Annotated in this window: 22 protein-coding genes; 13 read left to right on the forward strand and 9 right to left on the reverse strand. The window is 44.4% G+C overall.

From position 1 onward, the window contains the following. The first annotated feature begins 23 nt into the window (after window positions 1-23). A complete protein-coding gene (locus QUE61_RS05835) occupies window positions 24-1,691 on the forward strand; it encodes a thiamine pyrophosphate-binding protein (protein WP_286306325.1) in 1,668 nt (555 codons plus the stop codon). Here the strand turns inward: QUE61_RS05835 and QUE61_RS05840 are convergent. Continuing rightward, window positions 1,688-2,725, reverse strand: coding sequence for a tripartite tricarboxylate transporter substrate binding protein (locus QUE61_RS05840; protein WP_286306326.1), 1,038 nt, complete (start codon window positions 2,723-2,725; stop codon window positions 1,688-1,690). The two genes, QUE61_RS05835 and QUE61_RS05840, sit on opposite strands and share 4 nt — an antisense overlap. Window positions 2,726-2,944: 219 nt before the next feature. Between QUE61_RS05840 and QUE61_RS05845 the strand changes: the two genes are divergently transcribed. Continuing rightward, window positions 2,945-3,781, forward strand: coding sequence for a beta-keto acid cleavage family enzyme (locus QUE61_RS05845; protein ID WP_286306327.1), 837 nt, complete (start codon window positions 2,945-2,947; stop codon window positions 3,779-3,781). Here the strand turns inward: QUE61_RS05845 and QUE61_RS05850 are convergent, their stop codons facing one another. Then, complete coding sequence (locus QUE61_RS05850) at window positions 3,782-4,657, reverse strand: fumarylacetoacetate hydrolase family protein (RefSeq protein ID WP_286306328.1); 876 nt, start codon at window positions 4,655-4,657, stop codon at window positions 3,782-3,784. It abuts the gene before it with no gap. A gap of 334 nt (window positions 4,658-4,991) precedes the next feature. Between QUE61_RS05850 and QUE61_RS05855 the strand changes: the two genes are divergently transcribed. Then, window positions 4,992-6,260, forward strand: coding sequence for a putative Na+/H+ antiporter (locus QUE61_RS05855; protein ID WP_286306329.1), 1,269 nt, complete (start codon window positions 4,992-4,994; stop codon window positions 6,258-6,260). Window positions 6,261-6,473: 213 nt separating this feature from the next. On the opposite strand, the gene QUE61_RS05860 is transcribed toward QUE61_RS05855, so the two are convergent. Then, a complete protein-coding gene (locus QUE61_RS05860; RefSeq protein WP_286306330.1) occupies window positions 6,474-6,785 on the reverse strand; it encodes a type II toxin-antitoxin system RelE family toxin in 312 nt (103 codons plus the stop codon). Further along, entirely contained in the window at window positions 6,772-7,029 is a 258-nt protein-coding gene (locus tag QUE61_RS05865) for a type II toxin-antitoxin system Phd/YefM family antitoxin (protein WP_286306331.1), read from the reverse strand. Before QUE61_RS05865 ends, QUE61_RS05860 begins: the two co-directional genes overlap by 14 nt. Before the next feature lie 576 nt (window positions 7,030-7,605). Here QUE61_RS05865 and QUE61_RS05870 point away from each other — a divergent pair. The 4 genes from QUE61_RS05870 to QUE61_RS05885 are packed head-to-tail and all read left to right on the forward strand — an operon-like array spanning window position 7,606 to window position 11,660. Continuing rightward, window positions 7,606-9,018, forward strand: a complete 1,413-nt coding sequence (locus tag QUE61_RS05870; protein WP_286306333.1) for a circularly permuted type 2 ATP-grasp protein — start codon at window positions 7,606-7,608, stop codon at window positions 9,016-9,018. 12 nt (window positions 9,019-9,030) lie between these two features. Further along, window positions 9,031-10,008, forward strand: a complete 978-nt coding sequence (locus QUE61_RS05875; protein ID WP_286280154.1) for an alpha-E domain-containing protein — start codon at window positions 9,031-9,033, stop codon at window positions 10,006-10,008. Continuing rightward, the gene (locus tag QUE61_RS05880; protein WP_286306334.1) at window positions 9,977-10,822 is read left to right on the forward strand and encodes a transglutaminase family protein; all 846 of its coding nucleotides are present in this window, start codon (window positions 9,977-9,979) and stop codon (window positions 10,820-10,822) included. The genes QUE61_RS05875 and QUE61_RS05880 overlap by 32 nt, the downstream gene beginning before the upstream one ends. Before the next feature lies 1 nt (window position 10,823). After that, a complete protein-coding gene (locus QUE61_RS05885) occupies window positions 10,824-11,660 on the forward strand; it encodes a peptidase (RefSeq protein WP_286306335.1) in 837 nt (278 codons plus the stop codon). 280 nt (window positions 11,661-11,940) lie between these two features. On the opposite strand, the gene QUE61_RS05890 is transcribed toward QUE61_RS05885, so the two are convergent. After that, window positions 11,941-12,840 carry a LysR family transcriptional regulator gene (locus QUE61_RS05890; RefSeq protein WP_286306336.1) on the reverse strand — a complete coding sequence of 300 codons (900 nt, stop codon included), beginning with the start codon at window positions 12,838-12,840 and terminating at the stop codon, window positions 11,941-11,943. An 88-nt stretch (window positions 12,841-12,928) separates the two neighbouring features. On the opposite strand from QUE61_RS05890, the gene QUE61_RS05895 reads away from it, so the two are divergent. The 6 genes from QUE61_RS05895 (at window position 12,929) to QUE61_RS05920 (ending at window position 18,750) form a co-directional block, all read left to right on the forward strand. Further along, window positions 12,929-13,897, forward strand: a complete 969-nt coding sequence (locus QUE61_RS05895) for a Bug family tripartite tricarboxylate transporter substrate binding protein (protein ID WP_286306337.1) — start codon at window positions 12,929-12,931, stop codon at window positions 13,895-13,897. A 9-nt stretch (window positions 13,898-13,906) separates the two neighbouring features. Next, a complete protein-coding gene (locus tag QUE61_RS05900) occupies window positions 13,907-15,139 on the forward strand; it encodes an aconitase X catalytic domain-containing protein (protein WP_286306338.1) in 1,233 nt (410 codons plus the stop codon). After that, window positions 15,136-15,540 carry an aconitase X swivel domain-containing protein gene (locus QUE61_RS05905; protein WP_286306339.1) on the forward strand — a complete coding sequence of 135 codons (405 nt, stop codon included), beginning with the start codon at window positions 15,136-15,138 and terminating at the stop codon, window positions 15,538-15,540. Before QUE61_RS05900 ends, QUE61_RS05905 begins: the two co-directional genes overlap by 4 nt. A gap of 267 nt (window positions 15,541-15,807) precedes the next feature. Next, the gene (locus tag QUE61_RS05910; RefSeq protein WP_286306340.1) at window positions 15,808-16,782 is read left to right on the forward strand and encodes a Bug family tripartite tricarboxylate transporter substrate binding protein; all 975 of its coding nucleotides are present in this window, start codon (window positions 15,808-15,810) and stop codon (window positions 16,780-16,782) included. Then, window positions 16,779-17,240: a tripartite tricarboxylate transporter TctB family protein gene (locus tag QUE61_RS05915; RefSeq protein WP_286306341.1), complete on the forward strand. Its 462-nt coding sequence runs from the start codon at window positions 16,779-16,781 to the stop codon at window positions 17,238-17,240. Before QUE61_RS05910 ends, QUE61_RS05915 begins: the two co-directional genes overlap by 4 nt. 7 nt (window positions 17,241-17,247) lie before the next feature. Further along, window positions 17,248-18,750: a tripartite tricarboxylate transporter permease gene (locus QUE61_RS05920; protein WP_286306342.1), complete on the forward strand. Its 1,503-nt coding sequence runs from the start codon at window positions 17,248-17,250 to the stop codon at window positions 18,748-18,750. A gap of 360 nt (window positions 18,751-19,110) precedes the next feature. Here the strand turns inward: QUE61_RS05920 and QUE61_RS05925 are convergent, their stop codons facing one another. The 4 genes from QUE61_RS05925 to QUE61_RS05940 all read right to left on the reverse strand — a co-directional run bounded on the left by QUE61_RS05925 (window position 19,111) and on the right by QUE61_RS05940 (window position 21,264). Next, window positions 19,111-19,488 (reverse strand): YidH family protein, encoded by a 378-nt coding sequence (locus QUE61_RS05925; protein WP_286306343.1) that lies wholly within the window; start codon window positions 19,486-19,488, stop codon window positions 19,111-19,113. A 55-nt stretch (window positions 19,489-19,543) separates the two neighbouring features. Then, window positions 19,544-20,029 (reverse strand): peptidoglycan-associated lipoprotein Pal, encoded by a 486-nt coding sequence (gene pal / locus QUE61_RS05930; protein WP_286308310.1) that lies wholly within the window; start codon window positions 20,027-20,029, stop codon window positions 19,544-19,546. Between the two features lie 320 nt (window positions 20,030-20,349). Continuing rightward, window positions 20,350-20,862 carry a hypothetical protein gene (locus tag QUE61_RS05935; protein WP_286306344.1) on the reverse strand — a complete coding sequence of 171 codons (513 nt, stop codon included), beginning with the start codon at window positions 20,860-20,862 and terminating at the stop codon, window positions 20,350-20,352. 57 nt (window positions 20,863-20,919) lie between these two features. Further along, window positions 20,920-21,264 carry a hypothetical protein gene (locus QUE61_RS05940; RefSeq protein ID WP_286306345.1) on the reverse strand — a complete coding sequence of 115 codons (345 nt, stop codon included), beginning with the start codon at window positions 21,262-21,264 and terminating at the stop codon, window positions 20,920-20,922. Window positions 21,265-21,341 lie beyond the last annotated feature (77 nt).

The following is a 21,341-nucleotide window of genomic DNA, read 5'->3' on the forward strand; positions in this document are numbered from 1 at the left end:
TATTGATTTATAAAGGGATGGGCATGAGTCATTCGTCAACCTTAATGCATGGTGGCCAGATCTTAGCCAATGCCCTGGTCCGTCAAGGTGTTGAATTCGCTTTTGGTGTTCCTGGCGAAAGCTTTTTGCCTCTTCTGGACGGCCTGGTTGATCACGATTCCAAATTACGCTTTATTACCTGCCGCCAAGAAGGTGGTGCCAGCTATATGGCCGAAGCCTATGCCAAACTGACTGGAAAGCCAGGTGTTTTGATGGTTACACGTGGCCCTGGTGCTGCAAATGCCTTGATCGGAGTGCATACAGCTTATCAAGATTCAACTCCCATGGTATTACTGATCGGACAAGTGGGTACGGACATGGTAGGTCGGGAAGCCTTTCAAGAAATGGACTACCGCAAGGTGTACTCTGAGTGTGCCAAGTGGGTGGGCAGCATTGATCGTGCGGATCGTATCGATGAATATATCTCCCATGCATTTCATCTTGCTCAATCCGGACGCAAGGGTCCCGTGGTGTTGGCTCTACCAGAGGATGTTTTGTTTGCCCAAGCCCATGAACACCCTACCCCTAAAGCCCAAATCATTAGTCCCGGATTAGACCAAGCCTTATTTAGCGAAGCCATGCAGGCTCTAGCCAAGGCCAAACGAAGCATGATCCTTGCGGGCGGCGGCTCATGGACCAAAGATGCGTGCGATGCATTAAAACATTGGGCAAATCGGGAAGGCATACCCGTAGCTACGAGTTTTCGTTCTCAAGATCTGATTGATAATCACGATCCTTGCTTTGCAGGAGATCTTGGTATTGCTGCTAATCCAGCCTTAATAAAACGAGTCCAAGAGGCGGATGTTCTACTTGTTATTGGTGAGCGTTTAGGCGAAATGACCACTGGCGGCTACACTATTCTTAGCGTTCCAAAACCGGCATTAACACTCATTCATGTTTTACCTAGTCCCGACGAACTGGGTCGGGTTTATGCGGCCGACTACGCCCTAGCATGTTCGCCAGAGACGTTTTGTTTAGCATTAACAAACGTAACCATGGGTAAGCAGCATAAGCCCGAGCGCATGCATGCAGCGCACAAGGACTACCTTGCTTTTAGTCAACCCAACTCCATTCCAGGGGGTGTCCAACTATCTGAGATCGTTGCTAACTTAGCAAATGAATTACCCCGTAACGCGATACTTACGAATGGAGCGGGTAATTTTGCCGCCTGGCTCCATCGCTTTTACCCCTATGGTGGTTTTAAAACACAATTAGCTCCAGCCAATGGATCCATGGGCTATGGCTTGCCAGCTGCAATTACAGCAAAATTGGTCGATCCTCAGCGGGTGGTCGTGGCTTTTTGTGGTGACGGCGACTTCATGATGAATTGCCAAGAGCTGGCAACAGCGCTTCGCTATCAAGCCCAACCGATTGTCTTAATTATCAACAATGGGATGTACGGCACCATTCGAATGCACCAAGAACGAGAGTTTAAGAGTCGAGTGTCCGGCACTGAATTAACAAATCCTGACTTTGTGCGTTTTGCGGAGAGTTTTTCAATGCCCGGTTATCGGGTTGAACGAACTGAGCAGTTTGCCTCTGTACTACAGGCAGCCCTCAAAAGTTCGAGGGGTGCCATTATTGAAATCGTCATAGACCCAGAAGCAATTAGTCCGAGTAAGCGCCTTTCTGAACTCGGGCGCCCCTCTTAATCGACTTTTGCTCCAGACTCTTTAACTACTCGGGTCCACTTTGCAATCTCACTCTTAATGAAATTAGCAAATTGCTCAGGGGTGTTGCCGACGGGTTCAGCACCCATGGCCGCGTATTTCTCACGTACTGCTGGGCTGTTTATCGCGCGCACCGCCTCGGTGTTGATCAATCGTACTAAATCGGGGGGCGTATTCGCAGGCACCAAAATTCCAAACCATGAAGTAGCCTCATAACCTGGAAGGTTGGCAGCTTCAGCCACGGTGGGTAAATCGGGTAATGCTGGCGAGCGTTTGGCACTTGTCACAGCCAAAGCCTTTAAGCGTCCGGCTTTGATGAAATTAATAGCCGACGGAATGTTATCGAACATGATATCCACATTACCTGCAATCAAATCAGCAACTGCTGGGGGACTACCCCGATACGGTAAATGAACCATATAGGTTTTGGTCATTGACTTAAATAGTTCCCCAGCCATATGAATCGAGGTCCCATTTCCGCTGGATGCCATATTCACCTTACCGGGATTGGCACGCGCGTAACGAATCAAATCATTCACACTATTTATATTATTACGCTTGGCCCAATCTGGATTGACCACCAAGACGTTCCCAAACTCTGCCACCAATGTAACCGGTGCAAAATCTTTAATCGGATCAAATGGTAGCTTGCCGCCACCTTGAGTGTACAAGGGCTGGTTAATTCCGTGGGTACCCACCGAGCCCATCAACCAGGTGTAGCCATCAGCCGGAGCTTTGGCAACCAGTTCAGCGCCAATATTTGCTCCAGCCCCTGGTTTATTGTCAATCACAATATTCCATTTAACTAAAACCCCTAACTCTGCAGCCAAAGGTCGAGCAATATTATCCGTTGCACCGCCGGGGGGGAATGGGATCACATAACGAATCGGTTTATTTGGAAACTGACTTTGTGCATGAACACCGCCGAGACCAAAGCTTGCAAGAAAAATAAATGGCAAGACTAATCGTAATAATTGGCTAGGCGAACGAAAATTAGTAAATGTTGCCTTTTGCATAGTATTCCCCTTTTAAAAACCTCGTTATCAATCAACGCATTATTTTTAGAGTCAATGGCTCAAACCGCCCACATTAGCTTTAATGCCCATATTAAAGACAAGCATCAAAATAATGATCAGGATAAATCCTAATAGCCTCCAATAAAACAGCTAAATTCATGGTTTAGCTCAGCATAATTACCTACAATGACTGTTTAAGTAGGCTAATTAGCAACAATCATGACAAACCCAGCGATTATCTCTGTGGCTATTACCGGCTCAGTCCCCAGAAAGAAAGATTGTGCCGGCCTGCCAGTGACGGTTAGCGAACAGATTGAGGAAACGCATAAGGCGTATGACGCTGGGGCTAGTTTGGTTCATATCCATGTTCGCAATCCAGATGAAAGCCCTGGATCGAATCCCGATCAATTTTTTGCAGTGCAGGAAGGAATTCGTAAATACTGCCCCCAAATGATTGTTCAGTTTTCAACTGGCGGTCGGGGCCGCAATCAGCAAGAGCGTGGCGCCATGCTTACTCACAGACCTGATATGGCTTCTTTGGCGACCGGTTCAGTCAATTTTCCAACCGCGATCTATGAAAATCCCCCCGATTTCATTGAACACCTAGCAACTGAAATGCTCAAATACGATGTGAAGCCAGAAATTGAGATATTTGACTTGGCAATGCTCTATAACGCTGCCAATTTAGTTACGAAAGGCCTCATCCGAGCGCCGGCCCATGTGCAATTTGTGATGGGCATCCCCAATGCCATGCCTGCTAAGCGTAGTATCCTAGAGTTTTTAATCAAAGAACTTCATGAGGTATTGCCACAAGCGACTTGGACAGCTGCTGGGATCGCCAAGCATCAACTTGTTCTCAATGAGTGGGCCTTAGAACTTGGGGGTCACGTACGAACTGGCCTTGAAGATAATATTCGCTTTGATAAAGACCAAATTGCTAAAGATAATGCGCAATTAGTTGCTCGGGTAGCCAAACTATGTAGCGAATACAACCGGCCAGTTGCTACAGCGAAAGAAGCCAGAGAAATATTGGGGTTGCGCCAAGTTAAAGAATGATCACAACCCCTGATCTGTGATCGAGTTTTGTAAAACCCCTATCCCCTCAATCTCGATTTCACAAACATCACCCGGCTTCATAAAAACCGGTGGCGTTCTGGCATAACCAACTCCAGCAGGGGTTCCTGTAATCACCACATCCCCAGGCTCCAAGGTCATGCACTCCGTAATTAGTTGAATCGTCTCGGCAACACCCCATAAAAAATCTTTAGTATTGGCATTTTGCATAAGATTACCGTTTAAGCGCGACTGAATCTGCAAACCATGTGCGCCGCTAGGTAACTCATCTGGGGTCACAAGCCATGGACCAAAAGCCCCTGTTTGATCAAAGTTCTTCCCAATCGTCCATTGACTCGTTTTTCGCTGGTAGTCTCTGAGACTACCGTCATTGAAAATACTATAGCCAGCGACACAATCAAGAGCGTTTTCCTTGGTTAAATTACGCGCTTTCTTTCCTACAATAAAAACGAGCTCCGCTTCATAGTCTAATTTGTCAGAAACGCTAGGCCGAATGATTGGCGCTAAATGTGCGGTTAGTGAGGATGGGCCGCGCATAAAAAAACTGGGGTACTCAGGCCGAGCATTACCACCCTCTTTAGCATGATCGGCGTAATTAAGCCCCATACAAACAATTTTTCCAGGCTGATCAATTAAAACATCGAACTTAATTTCAGAAAGCTTCTTATTGATTACATTAGGATTGGATAAAGCTTGCTTGGCCTTTGAAAAAGTGGGGTCGATTTCAATGAACTCCCTCAACTTACTTGGAATGCTTGGGTCTGTGGCGCATAAATCAATAAATTCTTGTGATGATTTATCACGTAATAAGCCAATTTTGGGTTGCATGCTCTGGTTACGGTAACTAAATAGTCTCATATTGACACTCTAAATTATTTTTTTAGCCAGGCAAATTAAATACTTGGATACTAATTAACCACCAATACGATTTTGAATATTAAAAAGTGTACGACCTAAAACATCATTAACACTCAATACCAGATACATACTTTACAGGTTTTGTCACCAGTGGTCGCCGTACGCCACAGAATGAACTTATTGTGGATATATCAACCATGTGACCGATATACACACGCTTTGTTCTACGCAACTGGGCGTTTTTTATCTAATTCCTTAGATTTTGTACGGATACTTTTGCTCATACTGTGGCACAACTGAAATTCGGTCATCATTCCCTAAAATAGATGAACCTATGAGCAACCCAACTACCATTCAACTCATTGCCACTTCGCTATTTGGTATTGCGGTATTGCATACCTTTTTAGCTTTTTATTTTGAGCGGCTAGCCCATCGTTCACGGCACCACGCTGGTTTGTTTCATCTCTTAGGTGAAGTTGAAGCTGTATTTGGCTTTTGGGCGATGGTCCTCGTTATTTTCATGGCTTTTATTCATGGTAGTGCTAAGCCGGCCATCACTTACCTAGAATCTCGCAACTATACCGAGCCATTGTTTGTCTTTGCCATTATGGTGATTGCAGCTAGTAAACCGATTTTGTACGTTGCCAAAACCATTGTTCTTGCAATTTCAAAACTGCTTGAAAAGTCGCTCAAGTTACCGGCAGCTAATGCCAACTATTTTGTGACCCTGAGCGCCGTCCCCATTTTAGGCTCGTTTATTACAGAGCCAGCTGCGATGACCTTGGCAGCCTTTTTGCTTCGTGACACCATCTTCTCGAAAACCAATTCAACGAAATTGATGTACCTCACGATTGGGGTCTTATTTGTCAACATTTCAATTGGTGGGGCTTTAACAAGTTTTGCTGCCCCTCCCATTTTGATGGTTACTTCTGCTTGGAATTGGGATACGGCGTATGTATTTCAGACTTTTGGAATCAAAGCAACCATTGCGGTTTTAGTCAATGCCCTATTAATTACACTGGTTGTTCATAAGGACCTACCAAAGGCCGCATCAGCCCATCAGGACGATCGTATGCCCCTATGGGTTGTCCTCACTCACTTACTATTTCTGTTAGCAGTGGTTGTTTTTGCCCACCATCCGGTAGTCTTCATGGGCTTTTTGCTCTTTTTCTTGGGCTATACCCACGCTTACAGTACCTATCAATCCCGACTGATTCTCAAAGAAGCACTCATGGTGGCATTTTTCTTAGCTGGTCTTGTGGTACTTGGCGGACTCCAACAATGGTGGCTACAACCATTACTAAGTGGCATGAGTAATATGGCAGTGTTTTATGGAGCGACTGCTCTTACTGCAATTACTGATAATGCTGCTTTGACGTATTTGGGATCTTTGGTGGAGGGAACAACCGAAGAGTTTCGTTATGCTTTGGTGGCCGGTGCGCTTGCAGGTGGCGGCTTAACCGTAATCGCAAATGCCCCGAATCCTGCGGGTTTAGCCATCCTTAAAGATTACTTTCCACAAAAAGCAGTGTCAGCACTCAAATTGCTGTTGGCTGCCCTTCCACCAACTACCATCGCGATACTTGCTTTTCAAGTTCTTTAAGTGGCCTGCCCGGCAGGAGACAAGCCTGCGACCTACGGCTTAGAAGGGCTGACAAATCTGCGAAACACAATGTCAAACAATAGCTTGCAGTGCCCTGATTTGAGTGTTCATCAAAACACCCGTTGTCATGTCATTCGGTGGGGTCAGATTTTAAGTACGAGATGTCTGCAGGAGGTTATCGAGAAAACCGACCTTAAATACTTACTAACCAAGTTATTTACCCGACACTTTATGGATATATCGTTTTACTGCTTTTTGGTAAGCCTCATCTTTATCTCGCTTACCAACCGCTATCACAATCACTGTTACTCGCTTATCTGCTACTTCATAGACAAGACGATAGCCACTAGTTCGTAATTTAATTTTGTAGCAACCTTCTAACTCCCGGCTTAACAGTGACGATGGAATATGAGGTGTCACCAGACGTTTTTCTAATTGCTTCTTGAACTGTTCTTTTAAAGAACCATCCAACTTATCCCACTCTTTTTTGGCTAAAACATGGAACTCTAGCTTATAGATCCTCAAGGTTTACCCTAATAGTTTTACCACCACGTCTCTTTTCAACAATTTTAATTAATTCAAGGTCATCCAAAGCATCCAAAATTTTTTCATATACTTTTGCAGATAACAAATATGCCTCAGGCTTGTTGTGACTAAGGATAGCAACAGGATTACCCCCTGCTTGCTCAATGATTTTGCTCGGCGTTAACTTTCTTAAATCAGTCACACTGATTGTTGTCCCTGCATGAATCGGTGTAAGTGTATTCATTTTTTCACCATTATTTTGTACATAATTATGTACATTGTAATATAGTGAATTTAAATGTGCAATCGCCCAATAAATTAACCTTGAGGTTAATTTTACTTGGCGTATGAGTGGTAAAAAAAGTGTAAACCATGTGCTCGGTACAAACTGTAAAGGATGTGATCGGTACTTACCGCCATGATCTGGCCTGCCCAGCAGGAGTGGCTCCGCCGATACTTCGTGTTCGAACCTGCGACCTACGGCTTAGAAGGGCTGGCTAATCTGCAGAACACAATGTTTGACAATGACATACAGTTGCCAGGTTCGAGCTGTTCATCAAAACAAGGGTTGGCATGGCATTCAGTGGGGTCTGATGTTTAGGGATTGGTGTCTGCAGGTGATTGTGGGGAAAACCGACAAATTCAAGCGTCCTTTATAGGGACGCTTGAATTATTTGATACTGATCTTTAACGACTCAATCAAGGCGATTGCACCTCAAGATAGAACTGTGTGGCTTATATGCACTAATAATGTGCATATATGCACCACCATTTATCAGACTAAGCCGATATTAGATCTCAATCGTAATAGTCTGACTGAATGAAAAATCCGTATAACGAGATGTTTGATGAGTATGGTGCTCCACGTCCGCACTATGGGACTTTTCATACCTGGCTTGGTAACCAGAGCCAAGCACTCATGAGTCTTAAACGGGCAGAGGCCGATCTAATTTTTCGTCGTGTTGGCATTACCTTTGCTGTGTATGGTGATGATCTTGGTGCAGAGCGCACCATTCCCTTCGATGAGGTTCCGCGTATCTTTACCGCTAAAGAATGGTCCGACCTTGAGTCTGGATTGCGGCAACGGGTTACCGCACTTAATCACTTTATTCATGATGTCTATCATGATGAAGCAATCATTAAAGCTGGAATCATACCGGCCGAACAGATTTTTAACAATGCGCAATATCGACCGGAGATGCGTCATGTCGAAGTTCCACGCAATATTTATGCCCAAATTGCAGGGATTGATATTGTGCGAGCTGGTGAAGGTGAGTTTTATGTCTTAGAAGATAACCTGCGGGTGCCTTCGGGTGTTTCTTATATGGTTGAAGACCGCAAAATGATGATGCGGCTATTTCCTGATCTGTTTCAGCGCTATCGGGTTGCACCCGTGGAGCACTATCCCGATCTTCTACTGGAATGCCTCAAGTCCGTCAAACCCGAAGGCATTAAAAAACCCAATGTAGTTGTGCTGACCCCAGGCATGTTTAACTCTGCTTATTTTGAACATACCTACCTAGCCCAACAAATGGGGGTGGAGTTAGTCGAAGGTAAGGATCTCTTTGTGAAAGACGAAGAGGTTTTTATGCGTACCACACAAGGCCCCGAGCGAGTGGACGTGATCTATCGTCGGATTGATGATGACTTCCTTGATCCTTTAGCATTTCGGTCTGACTCCGCATTAGGTGTTGCTGGTTTACTGAACGCTTACCGAGCTGGCAACATTACCTTGGCTAATGCCATTGGCACTGGGATTGCAGACGATAAGTCTATTTATCCCTACGTACCCGACATGATTGAATTTTATTTAGGTGAAAAGCCCATCCTAAACAATGTACCAACCTATCAGTGTCGTAAAGCCGAAGACCTCGCCTATACCCTCGCCAATATCGAGCAGCTTGTTGTGAAAGAAACCCATGGTGCCGGGGGCTATGGCATGCTCGTTGGCCCAGCTTCCACCAAAGATCAGATTGCACGTTTTAAGGAAAATCTCATCAAGCACCCCGAACAATATATTGCTCAACCGACTCTTTCATTATCAACCTGCCCTACTTTTGTGGAGTCTGGAATAGCCCCCCGTCATATTGATTTGCGCCCATTCGTACTGTCAGGCAAGACCATCAAAATGGTGCCGGGCGGACTCACGCGGGTAGCTCTCAAAGAAGGTTCTTTGGTGGTGAACTCTTCTCAGGGCGGCGGTACCAAGGACACTTGGGTGCTAGAGGATTAAAACGGAGACGCCATGCTAAGTCGAACCGCAGATTGTCTTTATTGGATGGCCCGCTATACCGAGCGTGCTGAGAATACTGCACGCATGCTGGATGTGAATTATCAAACATCCCTTTTGCCACAACCGTCCGAATACCGTGATCAAAGCTGGCGCAAGTTACTTACGATCTCAAAATTAGAGCCGATGTTCTTGGAACGTTCCTCCACGATGAATCGTGAAAATATATTACGGTTCATGATTGAGGATTTAAATAATCCATCGAGTATCGTATCGTGCTTGCGCGCTGCGAGAGAAAATGCCAGAGCTATTCGGGGCAGAATTACCTCTGAACTTTGGGAAACCCAAAACACCACATGGCTTGAGTTCCAGCAGCTCTTAGCAAAACAGGATTATGCCGACCCTAGTGGTCTATTGGACTGGGTCAAGTACCGCTGCCACTTATTTCGGGGGGTGATGCATGGCACGATGCTCAAGAATGAAGCGTACTACTTTATGCGCATTGGTACTTTATTAGAGCGCGCTGATAATACTGCTCGTATCTTGGAGACGAAATATCAAGACCCAGATAGTCTGATGCAGTTAAATCCCAAAAATAACATGGGCGAAGAATCTGATTCAGCCTTCTTTGACTTCTATCACTGGGCTGCGTTACTGCGTTCGGTCTCTGCGTTTGAGATCTATCGACAAATCTATTCAGATCAAATTGCTCCCCAACAGGCTGCTGAGCTTTTAATCTTTAATCGACAGATGCCGCGTTCTTTAACGTACTGTGTTAACGATTTAATTACCCTCTTGGGTGAAATCCGTAATCAGAATTCTAAGGAGATAGAACGCTTAATCGGTAAATTACAGGCAGACTTAGACTACTCTAATATTGATGAAGTATTTGCTATGGGGTTAGAAGAATTTACAAAACAGTTTCTGGAGCGCATCAATCATATTGGTGATGAACTAAGTAATGCCTATCTCATACCTCTCGCCGTTGCTTGATATGACAACCTTGCACCTAGAGATTGAACATCACACTCAGTATCACTATGAAACTGCTGTGCGTTACTCCATTCAGGAACTTCGACTCAAACCACCGAATTCCCATGGACAGTCAATAAAAAACTGGAAGATTCTGACGCCGATCAAGACAAAAACAAACCAGGATGCGTTTGGCAATGAATATCAAACATTTGTCCAAGATGCGCCCTATAAATCCATGAGTATTTCAGCAAAAGGAGAAGTCATTAGTACTGGCGGCTATGAATACACTGACCTCGAATCCGCTGTCTCACCCTATTACTTACTGCAACAAACTAGGCTTACCATTCCCTCGCCAGAAATGATGGCCTATTTTGAGAAAACCCTTCCCAAAAAGGCAGACCTGGATTCTGTTTTAGAGTTAGCCAGCGCAATCCGAAACACCATCACCTATCAATCTGGAATTACGAATTTTGCGACTGCGGCGATGCAATCGTTTGCCATGAAAACCGGTGTTTGCCAAGACCATAGTCACATTATGCTCAGTCTTTGCCGAGCGGCAAATATCCCAGCGCGCTATGTCAGTGGTTATTTTTTTGCCGAGGACTCTCCTAATCTAGCTAGCCATGCCTGGGTTGATATCTGCACCGATATTGATAAATCCAAGTGGCTTAGTATTGATGTCACCCATGCTTGCATCACGGATAATCGGCATATTCGTCTTGCTGTGGGAAGGGATTATTATTCAGCTGCGCCCATCAAAGGAATTCGTTCTGGCGGTGGTCAAGAGGAGCTTAGTGCCCGAATTTCAATTCATCAAATTAAAGTACTCTAATATGACTTATTGCATTGGCTTATGCCTTGACCAAGGCCTCGTGTTGCTAGCAGATACGCGGACAAACGCAGGGGTTGACCAGATTGGCACCTTTCGGAAAATGACCATATTCCAAAAGGACAAAGAGCGCTTCTTTGCCCTGATGAGTTCTGGTAACTTAGCGATTACCCAAGCCGTTAAAGAAATATTGCTCCAGGGGGAGACTTTCGGTGAGATCAATCTCTGGACGGCTAAAAATAGTTACGAAGCTGCCACAGTTGTCGGGGCTGCTATCAAGAAAGTACGGGAGCGCGATTTTCAATCCTTGCAAAAATCGGGTATCGAATTTAACTGCAATCTAATTTTTGGAGGCCAGGTTAAGGGAGAGAAGCCGCGCCTATTTAATATCTACGCTGCTGGTAACTTCATCGAAACTACTCCAGAGACCCCCTACTTCCAAATTGGAGAATCTAAATACGGCAAACCAATCTTAGACCGAGTTATCCGCTTTAATACGCCTTTAAACCTAGCAACTAAATGCGTCTTGATATCCATGGACTCAACCATCAAAAGTAATATTTCGGTTGGTCTTCCTCTTGATCTTTTGGTTTATGAAAATAACTCCTTTGCGCTTGAGAAGCTAATCACTATTGATGAAGATAACCCTTACTTTGAAATGATGCGGGGTATTTGGGGTGAAAAGCTTAAAGAGGTTGCCCTGAGTATTCCAGAGCCGAGTTGGAATGGATCTAAAAAAAGTATTTCGATTGTGTCAACATCAAAAAAACTAGGTCCAGTGCCTATTCAAACACCCAAAACAAAGCGAATCAAGGCAAGCAAATCGATTAAGTCCAAATAATAAGATTTACCATCCAGAATTGGCCTGCCCAGCAGGAGTCGAACCTGCGACCTACGGCTTAGAAGGGCTGGCTGATCTGCTTTAGACAATATCAGACACTGACATACAGTGGGTAGGCTTGAGGTGTAGGCCAAAACAAGGGTCGTCGTGGCGTTGGGTGGGGCCAGATATTGGGTTTGTGGTGTCGGCAGGCGTTTGTCGGGAAAACCGACATTTTTGAGTACTCGTGAAAAAGAATCGTAAGGTAGCTAAAGAATGTTCAAAATTTCAACTAAGAGAACTAAAAATGATTGGCTTTTTCTATTACTAATTGAATAAAGTTTTTCATTGCAATGGTTTGATGAGCTCCCTGACGCCAATAAATTGTGGCGTCACGAGATAAGTGATTTCCCTCGATTTCTAGGCTAACTAAATCTTGCTCGCCATAACAAGCTACTGGGCTTCCAATAACGATTACTTTGCCCGTTTTTGCGATTTGAATTAAATCGTCCATTGATGATACTTCGAGCCTGGCATTAAGAGATACCCCATCACTTTTACATTGAAAATCAATTTTTTGTCTCATTAAAAAATTTTTATTGAGTAAGGCCAACTCCTCTTCCTCAATCATCTTTAAATTAATTTTGTTTGGAAATTTCCTTAGCTTTATTTTTTTACCAATGAGCGAAAAATGCTCTCTAAATAAAAACTGATGTTGCAAATTTTGTGTCTTATAGTCATCTGGCAAAATTCCAATATCAATTCCGCCTTCATTAAGGTCGTCTATTAAGTTTTTGGCTGACCCCGCCTTAAGAGTTATTTTTATTTCAGGATTTGTTATAAACAAATCAATACATGCAGGTATTACAAGGGCTTTTAAGTAGGTATTGGTTGCACCAATATTTATTACTCCAGCAGCCTTATTTGAGTTGTTTCTCAATGTCAGAAGTACTTCATCTAGATTGCCAACAATTGGCTCGACTTGACTTAGTAGATCTTTGCCAAAGGACGTTAAAACTGATTTTCTTCCTATCTTTTCAAAAATATTCTGCCCAAGAACATTAGTTAAATCCCTCATCTGCTGTGACAACGCAGATTGGGAAAGATTGAGAATCTCAGCTGCTTTGACATAACCCGTTGATTTAGCAAGCACAATAAAACTGCGAAGAAGACGAAGATCTATATGGTTATTTATAAGCATTTCTTATATTAAATATTAAAAAATATTAATTTACATTATATTTTTTTACGATTACATTGGTTCTGTTCTCTTAACTAAGGGGGTGGCCATGAAAAATTTTTCAAAATTAATACTTTCCTTCGTCTTGTCTTGGATTTGTGGATTAGCAATCGCTCAGAATTACCCAAACAAACCTATCAAACTAATTGTTCCTTTCCCGCCTGGGGGTCCAACGGATATTGTTGCCAGACCTTTAGCGCAGATGTTGGGTGAGTCTATGAAGCAATCAATTATTGTCGAGAATAAAGGCGGTGCTGGTGGCTCTGTTGCAGCTGATTTTGTAGCTAAATCACCACCTGATGGATATACCATCATGGTCGGAACCGTGGGGACTCATGCAATTAACGGGAGCCTGTATCGACAACTTCCCTACGATATGACCAAAGACTTCACGCCGATTGCATTGGTAGCAAGCGCCCCTTTAGTGATAGCGGTTCCAGCTAACAGCAATATTAAGACCCTAGCAGACCTTATTAAAGAAGCTAAGGCAAAACCTGACTTTATCGCATTTGGAACTGCCGGCAATGGAACCCCTGGTCATCTGACAGGTGCTTTATTTGAAACAGCCACCAAAACAAAGCTTAAGCATATTCCCTATAAAGGTAGCGCACCTGCAGTCACTGATTTACTTGGTGGGCAAATTCCGCTCATGTTTGACCCCATCCAGTCGGTCCTTCCCCACATCCAATCAGGTAAGCTAATAGCATTAGCAGTCACGAGCAAAACTCGCTCACCACTTTTGCCTAATGTACCTACAGTTGCTGAATCTGGGTATCCTAATTTTGAATCCACAGCATGGTGGGCAGTATTTGGTCCAGCAAAATTACCTGAAAATGTAACAAATACATTAACTACTCAAGTTCAGAAAATTGCCTCGTCTGCAGCATACAAAGAAAAACTTGGCAACGTAGGTGTTCAACCCAATACAAACTTTAAAGAATCACTTAGCAATTTCCAAACCAGAGAAATCGCGAAGTGGGCAATTGCTGTACGTGATTCTGGGGCATCACTCGATTAAAGAAAAATTATGAAACTTAATGCTGAAGAAAAAGCCATGCTTGCTGGCGAATTGGGGCCAGTTCGCAAGATCGCCATCGAACATCAAATTAAAGTTGGCGAATTTTTTGGCGCCGAAGATCTTGTACCGGTCTCACAAGCACACATCATGGCTGACACGGAAAGCCTTGGGGAAGCGGGTGTTGCTTGGCTTGAGATGTTAGCCAAACACTCTTCAAAAGAGCGGGTAGTACGTATTCCTACGATTACCGATCCTCGGGGCACAGACTTTAATAAAGCCAAGCAATTGGGTCAAACCGAAACGATGCTTTCTTTAGAGCGCCGGGCGATTGCGGCTTTCGTCAAAATGGGCATCTCTATGACTGATACCTGCATCAACTACCAAACCATCATGGCTCCAGTTTTTGGTGAACATGTCGCTTTTGGTGACACTGGTGTTGTGATCTACTCCAATAGTATCTGTGGGGCCCGCTCGAATTTTGAGGGCGGCCCATCTGCCCTATCGGCCGGCTTAACCGGTCGAACACCGCGCTATGGGTATCACTTAGATACACACCGACAGCCAACCCACCGTTTTCGAGTTTCTTGGACACCCACTTCACTCAATGAATGGGGCGCCTTGGGCGGGCTCATCGGACGCAAATCTGGAAATTATTGGTCTGTCCCCGTGATTGAGGGTATTGAAGGTCACCCTGGGTCAGATTCACTCAAGCATTTCGGTGCAGCAATGGCTAGCTTTGGATCATCCGCCCTATTTCATATTTTAGGGATTACTCCTGAAGCAATCCATGCGAGGGATTTAAAGTTTGATCATTTACCTGTGATCGACGTTACACAAGCGGATGTCATGGCTTTACAAAAATCCTATCGTGTAAGCGATGAAATTGACGTTGTTGTGTTCTCAGCGCCCCAACTGAGTCTTTTGGAGATGAAATCGGTTGCCGAACTCTGCGCTGGTAAGAAATTTAGGAAACCCTTACTAGCGGTTACCAGCCCCCAAGTAAAGCCAGACTCGGATCGAATGGGATATACCGAACTCATTGAATCGGCGGGAGGCACAGTCTTTGCTGGCATGTGTTTTTACCAGTCCTATGCCAGAGAAATTGCTGAGGCGAATGGCTGGAAACGCTTAGCAACTAATAGCGCCAAGATGGTCAACATCTTAGGTGGCTATGGATACACACCGATCTTAGCCTCGATGGAGGACTGCGTCCGCGCAGCTGAAACTGGGAGTCTCGCATGAATAAAGTATTTAAAGCAAAGCATGCTCAAGGTGATGTCGTAGAAGGAGTTTGCCTGACAGCGAATGACGGCTTTTCAGCTCGCTATGACCTAGACCGAATCAATGGGGTTTTTTCAAGACCAACTCATAAATTATTTGGCGAGACCTACAACAATAAAATCTTGGTTTTAGATACAGCCAAAGGTGGCGTGGCTAGTGCCTGGATGATCTATGAAATGAAAAAACGGGGGCTTTGTCCTTCTGCCATCATTTTTAATACCGTCAATCCAATCTTGGCTCAAGGAGCTGCTCATGGTGGCATCGCCATGTTAAGTGGCTTTGATTGCGATATCACTTCAGCAATACCAAGTGGCTCAAAACTAAGGATTGATCCCAAAAACCAAACCGTAGAAATTCTGTAATTGGCCTGCCCAGCAGGAGTCGAACCTGCTACTTAAGACGTTTACGGAATCTCAAGCGTGGGCTCGGATAGTTGTCTCAGTACGCAATCGATGGTAAATTATTTGCCAGTAGGCAGGCTAGATGTATGATTTATGAATATTCTCAGATGTTAATAGCATTTGTTTCAATCAAATACGATGAACTAAATGTCATTAAATTTATATTTTTTACCATCTATAAAATACTTTCCCCGATTACATCAAAAAAATCCTTTGAGGAGGCTGTGAATGTTCATCACAAAAAGAGATTTTGTTAAATATAGTGCTGCAGCATTTGGAACTACCTTCCTTCCCACTTGGGCGCAAGCTAAACCACTATTTGAAATCATCAATATGTTTGTCCCAGCCGCCCCAGGCGGTGGCTGGGACAGCACTGCTCGGGCCCTAGAGCGAGCTGCTAAGGCTGGGGGACTAATAGGTAATATGCAATTTGAAAATGTGGGTGGTGCAGGAGGTATGGTAGGTCTGCCTAGGTTCATAAACCAGCGAAAAGGGCAAGGCAATAGCTTGATGGTTTGCGGGTCAGTAATGATCGGGGCGGCCATTGCCAACAAAAGCTCCCTCACTATTCGCGATGTAACACCGGTCGCACGACTAACTGAAGAAGCTTGCGTCATTGTTGTGCCGTCCTCTGGAAAAATAAAAACTTGGAATGAGTTAATTTCTGCGCTCAAAAATAACCCTAAAGCAGTTTCCGTTGCTGGGGGTAGCGCAGGTGGAACCGACCACCTGGTTCTTGGACTCATGATCAAGGCCCTTGGTCGCAACCCAAAAGAAGGTGCCTATGTAGCTTACCCAGGCGGCGGACCTGCTAATGCGGCAATTATTGGTGGTCAGGTTACAGCGGGCATCTCAGGGTACTCTGAGTTTGAAGAGCAAATTAAGGCTGGCCGCATGATTCCTCTTGCTACCTCCGGAAGTACTCGAATTCCTGGATTGAATGTTCCTACTATGATGGAGCTTGGACTTAATGTGGTTCTGGCTAATTGGAGAGGTGTCTTTGCACCACCTGGCATCAATGAGTCCCAACGTAATTCGCTCATAAATTTGATAACACTTACGGTGGCTACTAGCGCATGGAAAAATGAGCTGTCGACGCGAAAGTGGTCAGATGCCTTTTTAACCGAACAACCTTTTGTGCGTGAACTAAATTCGGATATTGAGCGCACAACAGCGATCATGAAAGATCTGGGGCTCGCATGACACCAACCCATGTCAGCCTGCTACTGGGATTGGTATGTCTGGTGGCTGGCTGGCAGGTCATCCGTATTCCCAAGTCTGCGATTGAAATGGCGGTGGGGCCCTCTCTTATGCCAGCTTTGATCGTAGCCGGCCTTTCAATAGTAAGCCTACTTTATGGCGTTAGCGCCTATCGGGGGCTACAGGCTGATGATGCCTCAGATCTAGAGCGGGTCGCCCTCCCCGGCAGTACATCACGATTTTTATTTCTATTAGGCGCCGCTATTATTTTTATTGGACTTGTAAACCTAGTCGGATTTATTCCCAGCGCGACTCTTTGCGGGGTCTCCATTGCTCGCGCCTTTGAGGCACGAATTAACTTAAAGTCTTTTTTAATTTGTGGAGCAATTGTTATTTTCTTTTGGTTCCTATTTTCAAAAATTCTCGGAATTGGTCTCGGTCCGGCTCTCACGCTGCCCTAAGATCAATATGGAAGCCTTTGAAGCGCTTATTGGGGGATTTAGCACTGCCCTAACACCCACCACTCTCATGTGGGGCTTCATCGGATGCTTTGTCGGCACTATGGTAGGTGTCCTGCCAGGGCTTGGACCTGCCCTAACTATTGCGCTTTTGTTACCACTAACCTATCACATTCCTGCTACTAGCATGTTCGTGATGTTTGCGGGGATTTATTATGGCGCTGCTTATGGTGGGTCCACTACCTCAATTCTCTTAAATACGCCAGGTGAAACTTCTTCTTTAGTAACGGCACTAGAAGGTAATAAGATGGCCCGCAATGGCCGAGCAGGTCAGGCTCTTGCTACAGCAGCCATAGGTAGCTTTGTAGCTGGAACTATTGGTATCCTAGCCCTTACGTTTATTGCCCCCTGGGTGGTCGAGATCGCGCTTGCTTTTGGGCCGGCTGAATATTTCAGTTTAATGGTTCTCTCATTGGTAGCGGTTTCATCAGTACTGGGAAACTCTCTACTTCGCGGCCTAATTTCACTTGGACTCGGTCTTTTAATTGGTATGGTCGGTATTGATCTACAGACTGGGCAAATGCGATTCACTTTCGGCCATCCTCAATTATTAGATGGTATTGAAATTACGGTCGCAGCAGTTGGACTGTTTGCAGTAGGTGAGGCACTTTATCTAGCATGGCAAGGTCGAAATAATCGACCTGGAAGTCTTACAAAACTTTCAGGAACTCTTAGAATGAGCAAACAAGACTGGGCTCGATCTTGGAAGCCCTGGATTCGTGGGGCACTTTTTGGCTTTCCAATCGGTGCTATGCCCGCTGGTGGGGCCGAAATCCCCACTCTACTGTCATACTTTACAGAAAAGAAACTCTCTAAACATCCCGAAGAATTTGGTCATGGCGCCATTGAGGGCGTTGCGGGCCCAGAGGCAGCCAATAACGCCTCGGCTGCCGGAGTGCTTATGCCATTACTTACATTAGGAATTCCGACATCGGCCACAGCTGCCGTCATGCTGTCAGCTTTTGAAAGCTACGGTATTCAAACGGGCCCACAATTATTTTCAACTAATGGCAGCTTAGTGTGGACTCTAATTGCAAGTTTGTATATCGGTAATTTTATTTTGTTAGTACTAAATCTTCCACTCGTAGGGCTCTGGGTGAAATTACTAAGAATTCCCCCTCCGTGGCTTTATACAGGAATCATTATCGTTTCGATAATTGGTGTCTATGGAGCTGGGCAGTCACTATTTAATATCGGGCTTTTGTTTGTTTTTGGTATAGCCGGCTTCATCATGCGTCGGTTCGACTTTCCTGCTGCACCAGTTTTAGTTGGACTGATCTTATCACCACTTTTGGAGCAATCCATGCGGCAAGCGCTAACCATCAGTCAAGGTCAGTGGAGTACATTTGTCACTCGGCCGATATCGACCATATTACTGGCCATCGCATTAATACTTTTACTTTCTCAGCCTATCTATAAGCAATGGAAAAACCGTCAAACAACGAAGAAATAGGATACTGTTGGCACAGCGACTAACTGAAATCTTCTTTGAGCTTTATTAAAGCAATTTAGGTATGTTGATGATTTTGTGTCAGGTTTCCCGACAAATTCCATCGCCCTCCAACAGATGCCAATAGTCACGGGGATCCCACCCGGTGACTCAGCCCCACTTCCACGGGTCTAATGGGTCGCCAATCTGGGCCACATTCGCTTCAATCAACCTCAGTTGAAACCGCCATGATCTGGCCTGCCCAGCAGGAGTCGAACCTGCGACCTACGGATAATCAATCTGTCGCCTGATGCTATTTAATTAACGCTTATTTTGATTGGTAACCATGTAAGTAAGCGCTACATATAAGCAATGTCTGAAGATTTAAATTAAAAAACCAGACACAATCCAAAGCATCATTAACAAACCACCCGCAAACAAAATGTATCCCATAAGGGGTGCTAAAAATAAAAAATACCCGCGCGGAATCTCCTTCGGCGAAAGGCTTTTAATAAACTGTCGATGCTGAATATTCGTTAATAGCGCAATCACCGTTCCAAATAAAACAAGAACGAGACCTACAAATCCTGCTATGACTAAATGAATGGGTTGTATTTGATTCCCTAAATTCATAAAACGAATAAAAAGACCAAATCGCTCAATCACAAACCCTAAAGTAATTAAAGTCAGGGCTGTGCGTTGCCATGCCAATAGCGTTCGCTCTGCTGCAAAATAAACACGCGGATCATCTAAATACGACATAAGTTATCCATATGAAACTGTTAAAAAAGCCCCCCATAACTGGGGGGGCAAAATACTACCGGTAAACGATATCGGCTCTCCTGTTTTCCTGCCAAGCTTTTTCTCCCGTTCCAGTATTTTTGGGCTTTTCCTCCCCAAAACTTACCGCTTCGATCTGATTGGTATTTACTCCAAGCAAGACAAGTGCTTTTTTTACAGCTTCTGAGCGACGTTGCCCCAATGCGAGGTTGTACTCGGAAGTACCTCGATCATCCGTATTGCCCTCAATCACAATTCGGGATTGGCTAAATTTCAAATAGTCAGCATGAGATCTCAGAAGAGGCTGGTATGAGCCCTTTACCGTGTATTCATCAAAATCAAAATAAATAGACCCTTTTTGATACAACGGTGATTTGGGGTCACTAATTGGATCATATTTTGCTAACTGTGAACCAACCGTCAGAGGTATTACATCGGTTTTTTTATCTTCTAATTTTGTTGAACTACATGCTGCCAAATACAAACTAACAAAAATTAAAAAAGTTTTTTTAACGATTGACATATAAACTCCTTTCAATTGAGTGGTAAGCGTTGCATTCGGATTGGTTTTGCCAGAAAAATGATTTACCGTATGCCCGCATTTTTGAGCCACACTTTGGGCACGAGTATCGTTTCCAGGACGATAAATACCCTGCCTTGGAGCAATGATTACAAACCAATGACTGCTTTGTGGGATAGCCATTCTCGTCAAATTTTGTATCGATGTAGTTCGATAGGTTTTGACATGCAGAGCAAATCATCGGACTCACACTAAATCGTGTTGTGATCTCATGCGTGACGCAACAAGTCGCTGTGTAATTGCACCTAGTGCAAAGAAAGCGGTCATTGTGTGGCATTATTTTTCCTGATGGAATCCTCAATAGCGCTCCACCTGGTCTGAGTCTCCTCAAGCAATTTCACTTTTCTCCGATTGGCTTCTCCAATCGTCATTTTTTTCTCAATTAGCCCGTCGTAGATTTGATCAATTTGCTCGTAGTAGTTTTGGTAAACATCAACCATACTGGGTAGCGGGAATTGCTTTGAGAGCGCCCGACATCGCAATAAAGAGCGTCGGAAATTTTTTAATGTTTTTGCTTGCTCATCATTGAGCATGGCGGTTGATTTGATTAGCTGATCACGGTTTTCATGCTCAAAACGTAAAAATAAAACCTCTTGATCAATCAGTTCCTGATCCCGCGCATCGGTTTCTTTTTGCGTACAGTGCAAAATTTGTTGCCGAGTCCACGTTGTTTGCTCCCCTACCTCTTTAGGTGTGTATGGTGCAGCCTGTGCACCAGTCATCAAGGTGATGAAGGCGAAAACCCATAAAGCAATAGTTTGAATCGAATTTTTCATAAACACTCCGAATGAAAGACGCGCTAAGACGGCGTCGATTAAAAACACAATCGATGGTTAGATTGTTGTTTTCGGAGGTTTATCGATTGAGTGAATTAAACGTTGCGCAACAAAATAGCTGGGGGATGTATTGAAGTCGCGGTTATGAATGGGGCCTAATTGAAAGGCTGTCTCCTCCACTGGATAACCAAGAACATGCGCCATCAGATGCAGGCTTTTAGTCAATTCTCCAAGTGATTTGTTTTTTTGGTGGGCCGACTTTTCAAGCGCCGCCTTACTTAATTGTTGCTCAAAGTGGGCGAGCTTGATGCCATTCGTGATGTAGGTATTTGCGGCCATTACCTTAAAGGCAAATACAAACAAGCAGCACAGAACAACAATGTATCTGGAATGAATTTTCACCATCTGATTCTAACGAACAATGCTGTATTTGGCACTTATTTTTTTGTTGCTTTAATTCTATGAATATCAAAAATATT

This window comes from Polynucleobacter sp. HIN5, assembly GCF_030297555.1.
In the GTDB taxonomy this organism is placed as follows: domain Bacteria; phylum Pseudomonadota; class Gammaproteobacteria; order Burkholderiales; family Burkholderiaceae; genus Polynucleobacter.

Excerpts from the sequence above, each read along its gene's own strand:
- QUE61_RS05835 (WP_286306325.1), top strand. The coding sequence starts at position 24 with ATGAGTCATTCGTCAACCTTAATGCATGGTGGCCAGATCTTAGCCAAT.
- QUE61_RS05840 (WP_286306326.1), bottom strand. The coding sequence starts at position 2,725 with ATGCAAAAGGCAACATTTACTAATTTTCGTTCGCCTAGCCAATTATTA.
- QUE61_RS05845 (WP_286306327.1), top strand. The coding sequence starts at position 2,945 with ATGACAAACCCAGCGATTATCTCTGTGGCTATTACCGGCTCAGTCCCC.
- QUE61_RS05850 (WP_286306328.1), bottom strand. The coding sequence starts at position 4,657 with ATGAGACTATTTAGTTACCGTAACCAGAGCATGCAACCCAAAATTGGC.
- QUE61_RS05855 (WP_286306329.1), top strand. The coding sequence starts at position 4,992 with ATGAGCAACCCAACTACCATTCAACTCATTGCCACTTCGCTATTTGGT.
- QUE61_RS05865 (WP_286306331.1), bottom strand. The coding sequence starts at position 7,029 with ATGAATACACTTACACCGATTCATGCAGGGACAACAATCAGTGTGACT.
- QUE61_RS05870 (WP_286306333.1), top strand. The coding sequence starts at position 7,606 with ATGAAAAATCCGTATAACGAGATGTTTGATGAGTATGGTGCTCCACGT.
- QUE61_RS05875 (WP_286280154.1), top strand. The coding sequence starts at position 9,031 with ATGCTAAGTCGAACCGCAGATTGTCTTTATTGGATGGCCCGCTATACC.
- QUE61_RS05880 (WP_286306334.1), top strand. The coding sequence starts at position 9,977 with ATGCCTATCTCATACCTCTCGCCGTTGCTTGATATGACAACCTTGCAC.
- QUE61_RS05885 (WP_286306335.1), top strand. The coding sequence starts at position 10,824 with ATGACTTATTGCATTGGCTTATGCCTTGACCAAGGCCTCGTGTTGCTA.
- QUE61_RS05890 (WP_286306336.1), bottom strand. The coding sequence starts at position 12,840 with ATGCTTATAAATAACCATATAGATCTTCGTCTTCTTCGCAGTTTTATT.
- QUE61_RS05895 (WP_286306337.1), top strand. The coding sequence starts at position 12,929 with ATGAAAAATTTTTCAAAATTAATACTTTCCTTCGTCTTGTCTTGGATT.
- QUE61_RS05900 (WP_286306338.1), top strand. The coding sequence starts at position 13,907 with ATGAAACTTAATGCTGAAGAAAAAGCCATGCTTGCTGGCGAATTGGGG.
- QUE61_RS05905 (WP_286306339.1), top strand. The coding sequence starts at position 15,136 with ATGAATAAAGTATTTAAAGCAAAGCATGCTCAAGGTGATGTCGTAGAA.
- QUE61_RS05910 (WP_286306340.1), top strand. The coding sequence starts at position 15,808 with ATGTTCATCACAAAAAGAGATTTTGTTAAATATAGTGCTGCAGCATTT.
- QUE61_RS05915 (WP_286306341.1), top strand. The coding sequence starts at position 16,779 with ATGACACCAACCCATGTCAGCCTGCTACTGGGATTGGTATGTCTGGTG.
- QUE61_RS05920 (WP_286306342.1), top strand. The coding sequence starts at position 17,248 with ATGGAAGCCTTTGAAGCGCTTATTGGGGGATTTAGCACTGCCCTAACA.
- QUE61_RS05925 (WP_286306343.1), bottom strand. The coding sequence starts at position 19,488 with ATGTCGTATTTAGATGATCCGCGTGTTTATTTTGCAGCAGAGCGAACG.
- pal (WP_286308310.1), bottom strand. The coding sequence starts at position 20,029 with ATGTCAATCGTTAAAAAAACTTTTTTAATTTTTGTTAGTTTGTATTTG.
- QUE61_RS05935 (WP_286306344.1), bottom strand. The coding sequence starts at position 20,862 with ATGAAAAATTCGATTCAAACTATTGCTTTATGGGTTTTCGCCTTCATC.